At 26.5% G+C, this 5968-nt stretch carries 10 protein-coding genes; all 10 read right to left on the bottom strand.

The window, feature by feature from the left end; genetic code table 11:
• Positions 1–369: 369 nt before the first annotated feature.
• Positions 370–675: an Hsp20/alpha crystallin family protein gene (locus AC6QZF_RS06380; RefSeq protein ID WP_499799047.1), complete on the bottom strand. Its 306-nt coding sequence runs from the start codon at positions 673–675 to the stop codon at positions 370–372.
• 219 nt (positions 676–894) lie between these two features.
• Positions 895–1023 (bottom strand): hypothetical protein, encoded by a 129-nt coding sequence (locus AC6QZF_RS06375; RefSeq protein WP_499799046.1) that lies wholly within the window; start codon positions 1021–1023, stop codon positions 895–897.
• A gap of 258 nt (positions 1024–1281) precedes the next feature.
• Positions 1282–1785, bottom strand: coding sequence for a hypothetical protein (locus AC6QZF_RS06370; protein ID WP_499799045.1), 504 nt, complete (start codon positions 1783–1785; stop codon positions 1282–1284).
• A gap of 20 nt (positions 1786–1805) precedes the next feature.
• The gene (locus tag AC6QZF_RS06365) at positions 1806–3098 is read right to left on the bottom strand and encodes a phage tail tube protein (RefSeq protein ID WP_499799044.1); all 1293 of its coding nucleotides are present in this window, start codon (positions 3096–3098) and stop codon (positions 1806–1808) included.
• A gap of 18 nt (positions 3099–3116) precedes the next feature.
• Positions 3117–3569: a hypothetical protein gene (locus tag AC6QZF_RS06360; RefSeq protein WP_499799043.1), complete on the bottom strand. Its 453-nt coding sequence runs from the start codon at positions 3567–3569 to the stop codon at positions 3117–3119.
• Positions 3547–4044 (bottom strand): hypothetical protein, encoded by a 498-nt coding sequence (locus AC6QZF_RS06355; RefSeq protein ID WP_499799042.1) that lies wholly within the window; start codon positions 4042–4044, stop codon positions 3547–3549. The genes AC6QZF_RS06360 and AC6QZF_RS06355 overlap by 23 nt, the downstream gene beginning before the upstream one ends.
• Positions 4045–4392 carry a hypothetical protein gene (locus tag AC6QZF_RS06350; protein ID WP_499799041.1) on the bottom strand — a complete coding sequence of 116 codons (348 nt, stop codon included), beginning with the start codon at positions 4390–4392 and terminating at the stop codon, positions 4045–4047.
• 3 nt (positions 4393–4395) lie between these two features.
• On the bottom strand, positions 4396–4608 hold the full coding sequence (locus AC6QZF_RS06345; protein WP_499799040.1) for a hypothetical protein: 213 nt from the start codon (positions 4606–4608) through the stop codon (positions 4396–4398).
• 54 nt (positions 4609–4662) lie between these two features.
• Positions 4663–5559 carry a Mu-like prophage major head subunit gpT family protein gene (locus AC6QZF_RS06340; protein ID WP_499799039.1) on the bottom strand — a complete coding sequence of 299 codons (897 nt, stop codon included), beginning with the start codon at positions 5557–5559 and terminating at the stop codon, positions 4663–4665.
• 15 nt (positions 5560–5574) lie between these two features.
• Positions 5575–5931, bottom strand: coding sequence for a hypothetical protein (locus AC6QZF_RS06335; RefSeq protein WP_499799038.1), 357 nt, complete (start codon positions 5929–5931; stop codon positions 5575–5577).
• Positions 5932–5968: the final 37 nt, after the last annotated feature.

Raw genomic sequence — 5968 nt, 5'->3', positions numbered from 1 at the left:
GTTCATCTTTTTTCTCTAAAGTAATTTTACATGAAAACAAAAAGTATAGTATAAAAAAAATATAAAAAATCTTTTTTGCCATAAAAATACTCCTTAGCTAAACAAAATTGTTTTATCATAACCAAATAAAAATAAATTTGCAAGTTTTTTTTTTGGGAAGGGGTATTTTTTAAAATTATGTGGAATTGTTAGTAATATGAATAGTTTTATTGGAGATATATATTTCAATGGTAAAAAAGCTGATATAAAATTTTATAGTTATGTCCTATCACAAGATGAAATAAATGCTCTTTATAATGAATAAATTTAGTTAAATAAAAAAGGCTGCCCTTTGTAGGGCAGCTTCATTTTTTTAAAAAAACTTTTTAATTAATTTACCTTAATTTTAATCTCTTTTGTCTTTTTTTCTTCTTTTTTAGGTAATGTTATAGTAAGTGTGCCATTATTATAATCTGCTAATATCTTTTCAGTATCAACTACACCATTTAGATTAAAAGATCTCTGATATCCATTAAATTCTATCTCTTCTCTTATTAATTCATAACCATCTACTGGTTCTTTTTTACTTTCTGCTGTAAGTGTAAGAATATCTTTTTCTATTTTTATATTTATATCTTCTTTTTCTATGCCTGGTAAATCAAATATTATTTTGTATTCATTGTCGGTTTCATAAATATCTGTTGCTGGTATATTATAAATATACCCTCTTGTTGATTCAATATTTTTATTTTCATTTTTTCTTTATAAAGCATACCCTTACAACATGAATATAATTCAGGCTCAAGCTATTGTAAATCAGTATAATGAATTTCTAAAAAAGAAATTAGGTATAACAACTGATATTTTATATGATTACAAAGAATCAAATTTATATTTTTGTATGAAGATTAAACTTTAGAGGAATTTTGTGAAAAAATCCCAAATAGCAGAAAATATTTTTAATATATTAAATGATTTTCCTACATTTTCAATTGTTTTCGAAGCTGTATCTTTTGCATTAATTACAAAATTAATGACTGCCATTTATTAATACCTCTTTGGTTTTTAATATAATATAATTAATCATTTGCCATAATTTTGGATTATAATCCTCCTGTTCAAATAAAGAACAAGGAAATGGTAATATAATCCACTTATCTTTTTCGTAATCATAACATCTATTTACTAACATTACAATTTCTTTAATATATTCATAATTAGCATAATCTTTTACATCTTCAAAATCTTCTACAGTTTTAAACGTTTTTGCCAGACTGAAAAAATTTTCAATCTGTTCAATTTCTACTCCCCCAGGTCAAAATCTCCGTTAAATTTTAATATTTCATTCAATATTTTTTCAAAAAATGGCAATTCTTTTACTGTTTCATAATCTAATTTAATTTTTTGCCCTTTTTCGTCAAATAAGTTATGATTATCTGCATCAAGACCATTTTCGATTAATATCTTATTTCTTTCAAATTCTATTTTTTTGGTTTCTGTTAATTTTTCAATTGGTACATCTGCATATTTTTTTGCTGTTAAATCTCCAACCAACTGATTTAATTCATTCAATAATTTTATTTTTTCAGCACCATCAGAATTTTCAATTCTTTTTTGTAATTGTTTATATTCTTTATTATTCGTGATTTCCTGATACACCAAAGTATCAATTGTTTTTAAAGTTAGTCTATTGGCATATCTCCAAATATCACGATTTATATATTTTATTGTTATAAAAGCTTCCTCCTTAAAAAACTCTGATATATCAATCTTTTTTTCTTTTTTTTCTGTTTTTATAATAGGCATTTTATCCTCCTTTTAAAAAATTAATATGCAGTTGTCTTTTTATTATTTATATATGTTTCTATATGTGTCAAAGATAATGACGATTTAACTGCTTGCCCTTGAAAACTTAAAGAAAGTCTCTCAGGACCACCAACCGAAACAGTCCCATCGGATAACTTTATTTTAGGAATATAAATAACAAACATTGATTTTATACCACTATCAATTTCTATTTCGGTTTCACATAACAATATTAAATCAATTGCTTCATTTTTTTCATACTTTTGATTTAAAATGTATGTGGTTTTTGGATTGTTATCTTCAATTGTTAAATTCGCTGTTCCTGATATTTGAATCGTCCCCCCTTGTCTATCCTGGGCGTTATATGTATCTATTCCAACAGCTTCGTCGATATACATATTATTACTAATATCGATTTTTAAATCTTTAATATCAGTAAATTCATACCCATTTATAAAAATTCTTGTTCTATTTGTTGTAAATGGATTTGTTATCTGAAAAGGCGTTGCAAGATATGTTTGTTCAGACAATTCTTTTTTTGCCCTAACTGACATCGATGATGTAACAAATGTTTTAGTTGCGAAATTCAATCCCATTGTATTTACTTTACAACCCGCATAACCGAAACATTTATTATTACCAAATCCTTTATCGATAATAACAGAAAAAGACGGAATAGTATCAGTCACATCATTAGACGCATATATATTATGATTTTTTGCTATTGTGCTTACGTTTCTAAAAATCAACAATTCTGTTTTTCTATCTAATTCATTACTAATCACTTTAGCAGTTGGTATTGTTAACTCAGAAGCATTATCAACTCCCCAAACATTTGAAATATAATTGTTATTTGAATTAATTGCTTCAGAAAGTTCAACAGTCGTCTTACCTGTTAAATCAATATTTAAATCTTCAATCCAATCTGTACCATTAAATATTTCAGAAATAAATGCCCCGCCATTTGTTTTAATTCTGCATCTTTTTGCATTACCAACATACCTTATTGTTACAATTGACTTTATTGGATTATCAATATTGTCTTTTCCTAACGTAAAATATAAAATTTCTCCTAAACTTTCAGGATATGCATTCATTTCAATATTCCCTTGTATATCATATCCCATTGAAACAATATCAGTTGTAAAAACTGAACCTACAAGACTACTATCTTCTTCAGTTTTCATTGTTTTTTTAAGGTCACAACTTTTAAAAGGAATTTCTTTAGTAGGATTAATAAAATTACCTTCTGTTATTTCTTTTTCGAAACAACCTAATTTTGCATTTTTCCCAACCGGTCTAATAATACTCATAATATCCTCCTTATTTATTTATTTATTTGTTATAATATCAAAATCTATATTAATTATTTTAATTGTTTGCATATTTTCAGACTGTAATTCACCTCGTTTGCAACTTTTAATCAATAACAATAAAACATTTTCATCAGTGTATTTTTCAAGCATATTAATCAATATATATATATAACGTTCAACGTTGTCTTGAAAATCAAACTCGTTAGTTCGATAAGCTAATGAAATATAAAAATTATTTGTAATTTTTACATTTCCTACGCTTGATATGTCTTCATATTCAAAATTTGTCTGTTCTATACCAATATATAATTCTGGCAATTGTTTTTTAATTGCGTTATATGTAATATTATTAATTTTTTGCAATGATGTTCCAAATTCAACATTGTAATATTCTATTTCGTTGTTTATGTTATCTTTAAAATATTTTTCTAAACTTTTCAATAATTCAAGCGTTATTATTTTGTTCATTTTCTCTCTCTAAATACTTCTCAACCATTTTTAAAAATTTAATTTTGTCTTGTATGCGCATCCCGTCCTTTTCTTTTACAGCAAACAAAAACGGTCTTGTCTTATGCCACACGCAACCAGCTACGTTGTTAATTGTATACAATATACTATCTTCATTAATTTTAACTGCATTTTTTGAAAAAACTTGTTTCCTAAGCTCATCGGTTAATCGCATAGGTTCTAATCTTATCGCTGGTTTTCCATTACTCATTATAGTCTTATTTGCTACTAATTTTCTCTTTCTTTTTTCATATTTTAATGTATTTTTTTCCCATTCACCAAAAATGCTGCCTCGGGTGTAATAATTTTTTTGTATCAATGATTTATAATATCTTTCAAAATCCGACAAAACTGGTTTTAAATTTTTTAGTTTTTGTTTTGCATTTGACAATTTCTTTTCATAATCATTATAATTAATTAATATTTTTGTTTCCACCTAATCCATCCCCACGGCTGTAAAAGACATAAAATATTTTTTTATATTAGTAATAAAATCCCTATAACGACTTTCATAAACTTCTAACATTGCCCCACCTTCTTGATTGTTATTTAAATATGTTCGTAAAATTATTGCACTTGCACCCATCATACTATATAATTTTAATATTGATTTTATTTTTTCATCGTTTTTGTCAATATTAATTTTTTTTAATGACAAAAAATAATCTATTTCGTTTGATACAATTTTAATTATTTCTCCTACTTGAGAAATAGTAGGCACTGTCGTATTTGAAAATGTTTGATATCCACAAAAGACAGCAACATCATTTATTTCACAATACATTTTTTATCTCCTCTTTTTAACAATTTTATCTTCTTCAGAATTTTTCTCTTTTTGTTCAATTTTTTCATTAACAATTTCATATATATATTTTTTTTCTTGTAATTTCTTTTCTATTTCTTCTCTTGAGAACATTTTTCCACAAATGACATTTGTTATTTTTTCACCTTTTAAAAACAATTTTCCAAAAATGATTAAATCCTGTTTCGCAACAATCATTTAACCCTCCTTTAATTTTTTAATGGTGTCTATATTTCAAGACACCAAAAAAAATTAATTATTTACTTTAATTATTGACATTGGATTACCATAACCAGCATTAGCCCTCGCAGTCGAGAAATATTTTACAAATGGACTATCTTTTTCATCAATAATTTCAAAACTTGGCTCTTTTCTAATTTGATAAATAAAAGGTTTTACTATTGCACCTTCATTGATAACATAATAATCATTATCATTAATTGCACTATCAAAATTAATAACAAAATCAAATGTATCTTTAAGGGCATTTGAACCAATGCCAGCCACATCAATTCTATCAGATACTTTTAACAACTGGAAAAATGACCTCAATTGGGGTGGAACTAACAATAATATTTTTGCACCTCGATTATAAGGTCTTCCGTTTTTAGCTTTTAAAGTAAATAATCTATCTATAGCAGAATTAACATCATTATAGATTTTATCTATCGTTGTCCCTGTTCCAGGAACGATATTATTAATTACATTTGACCCTTCAAGTTCAGGTCTTGAATTTGCAAAAAAATTCACACCATCAAAAGCTTTGCCATTAGAAACAATTAACTCAGCAATTAATTGTGTAGGAAAATCAATCCAGTTCCTACTTGCTTCGTTAACAAATTTCTCAATTTGTGGTAATACACCATTTTCTTTTGTATCTTCGATAATTTCTCTTTTGATGGGTATACCAAACTCCCAGGATTTATTTTTTAAAGAATATGAAAATGATTTAAATTTTTCATAATCGATTTTATCTAACCACTCTCGCACAGCTGGCATAGCGTCGAAAAAAAGATAATCTTCTGTCGAATTAAGAGATTTAACATATTCAGAAAATCTCTCAAAATCATTTTTTTCATTTGATTGCAATTGTTTTGCAAACAATGTGTTTATTTGTTTTAATACCAATGCAGGATTATTAATTATCATAATTTAACCTCCTATTTAAGTTTTTGTAAACACATAATTATTTAATATCAAAGCTTTTCCCCTAACATAAAGACCATTTATCTGCTGGTCGTCTGCTGATCCACTTATTGCCTGTCTTGCTCCTGGTGACCAATAAAAAGGTTGTCCATCAAACCAACTTCCAGTTGCAAAAGGTAATTCTACTTGTCCAGCCACACAAACTAACCTGTTTTGTGCATTATTATCTTCGTCAATCACTACTCCCCAGGTTTTTAATGAGCCTGGAGTTTTAGTTATTCCATCAGGAGAAAAATAAACGACATCCCCTGAAGCAATAATTTCATTTTGTTTTACTTTTGCAGATATGATTACTGCATTATCAATATCTCTCATACTATACCTCCATTTTAATTTTATTAGCTTTCAAATA

Source organism: Eximiradius sp. (assembly GCA_937127445.1).
Lineage (GTDB): Bacteria > Bacteroidota > Ignavibacteria > Kapaibacteriales > UBA2268 > JAKIZO01.
The sequence above is the reverse complement of the archived record's forward strand: the minus strand, read 5'-3'. Positions and strand labels throughout refer to the sequence as shown.

Bases quoted from the DNA above. Each gene is read 5' to 3' on its own strand.
- AC6QZF_RS06360 (WP_499799043.1), bottom strand. From the start codon at position 3,569: ATGAACAAAATAATAACGCTTGAATTATTGAAAAGTTTAGAAAAATAT.
- AC6QZF_RS06370 (WP_499799045.1), bottom strand. From the start codon at position 1,785: ATGCCTATTATAAAAACAGAAAAAAAAGAAAAAAAGATTGATATATCA.
- AC6QZF_RS06375 (WP_499799046.1), bottom strand. From the start codon at position 1,023: ATGGCAGTCATTAATTTTGTAATTAATGCAAAAGATACAGCTTCGAAA.
- AC6QZF_RS06350 (WP_499799041.1), bottom strand. From the start codon at position 4,392: ATGTATTGTGAAATAAATGATGTTGCTGTCTTTTGTGGATATCAAACA.
- AC6QZF_RS06335 (WP_499799038.1), bottom strand. From the start codon at position 5,931: ATGAGAGATATTGATAATGCAGTAATCATATCTGCAAAAGTAAAACAA.
- AC6QZF_RS06345 (WP_499799040.1), bottom strand. From the start codon at position 4,608: ATGATTGTTGCGAAACAGGATTTAATCATTTTTGGAAAATTGTTTTTA.
- AC6QZF_RS06365 (WP_499799044.1), bottom strand. From the start codon at position 3,098: ATGAGTATTATTAGACCGGTTGGGAAAAATGCAAAATTAGGTTGTTTC.
- AC6QZF_RS06340 (WP_499799039.1), bottom strand. From the start codon at position 5,559: ATGATAATTAATAATCCTGCATTGGTATTAAAACAAATAAACACATTG.